Source organism: Amnimonas aquatica, assembly GCF_002943415.1.
GTDB classification, from domain to species: Bacteria; Pseudomonadota; Gammaproteobacteria; order Pseudomonadales; family Moraxellaceae; genus Perlucidibaca; species Perlucidibaca aquatica_A.
Genome location: NZ_PTQZ01000371.1, coordinates 1 through 1116, shown reverse-complemented (window position 1 = coordinate 1116; position 1116 = coordinate 1). Strand labels below are relative to the sequence as shown.

Sequence of the window (1116 nt, the reverse complement as noted above, 5' to 3'; positions counted from 1 at the left end):
TGACCGGTACTATGTGAACAAGAACGCTCAACCCAATGGCGACCATGAAGTTCATAAGGAAGGCTGTTTCTGGATGCCAAACCATATGAATCTCACCTACCTTGGAACATTCTCAAGCTGTCGTGAGCCTGTCACAGCCGCAAAGAGAATCTACCCAAGAGCCAACGGATGCATGTATTGCGCACGGCTCTGCCACACTAGTTGAGTAACAAAGCGAGGGGTCTTCGGACCCCTCTCTTACATTCAAAGGAAACTAGCAGATCATGAAAACTACTAAGGCCTTGCTTTGAGTTCGAGCATATCGTGCTCACAGTGTGGTCAACCTTGCAGCCATGAGCGCGCGAGTCAATGCCTCGATCGTACGCCGTGCATCTACTGCGGGCATATACCTATTGTCACAGCAGTCTTGTAATGACCCAGCGAAACCTGCACAGTTAGGCCGCTAATCTATACATCTCTGCCGGTGTCTTCATCCCCAGCGCCTGATGCGGGCGCTGATGGTTGTACCAGTCGATCCACCGGCCCGACGTTTCCCCGTATTTGAGTAGCACGAAGCTTTGGAGTCCAATCCCACCCTGACCTCCCCCCGACTAACCGAGCGCCTTGAACTAGAGGTTTCNTCCAGCTTCAAGGTGTGCGAGGCGGAACTCGCACGGGGTCAGATCGCCTAGCGAGCTATGCGGTCTGAAATCGTTGTAATCCTGGCGCCAGTGCTCGATCTTTTCACGGGCATCATCCAGCGACAGGAACCAGTGCACGTTCAGGCATTCATCCCGGAAGCTGCCATTAAACGACTCGATGAACGGGTTGTCCGTGGGTTTGCCTGGGCGGGAGAAATCCAGCGTCACGCCATGCTCATACGCCCAATGATCCAAGGCATACGAGATGAACTCACTGCCGTTGTCGACCTGTATCCGTTTCGGCGTGCCACGAAGCGCTTTCAGATGATCCATCGTAGCCACCACATCCGCCGCCTTCAAGGCGTAGTCGACCGTGATGGCCAGACTTTCCCGGCTAAAATTATCGACCACAGTTAAGGCCCGGATTTTCTGCCCGTTGAACAGCTGATCGGCCACGAAATCCATGCTCCAGCAGGCATTCACAGTAGAGACGTCT

The 1116-nt window shown here is 53.8% G+C and carries 2 protein-coding genes; both read right to left on the bottom strand.

What is annotated here, in order from left to right; all coding sequences use genetic code 11:
• Positions 1 to 434: 434 nt before the first annotated feature.
• Positions 435 to 551 carry an integrase core domain-containing protein gene (locus C5O18_RS11215; RefSeq protein ID WP_206389857.1) on the bottom strand — a complete coding sequence of 39 codons (117 nt, stop codon included), beginning with the start codon at positions 549 to 551 and terminating at the stop codon, positions 435 to 437.
• Positions 552 to 608: 57 nt separating this feature from the next.
• A partial coding sequence (locus tag C5O18_RS10080; protein WP_146089357.1) for an IS3 family transposase occupies positions 609 to 1116 on the bottom strand: 508 nt, incomplete at its 5' end.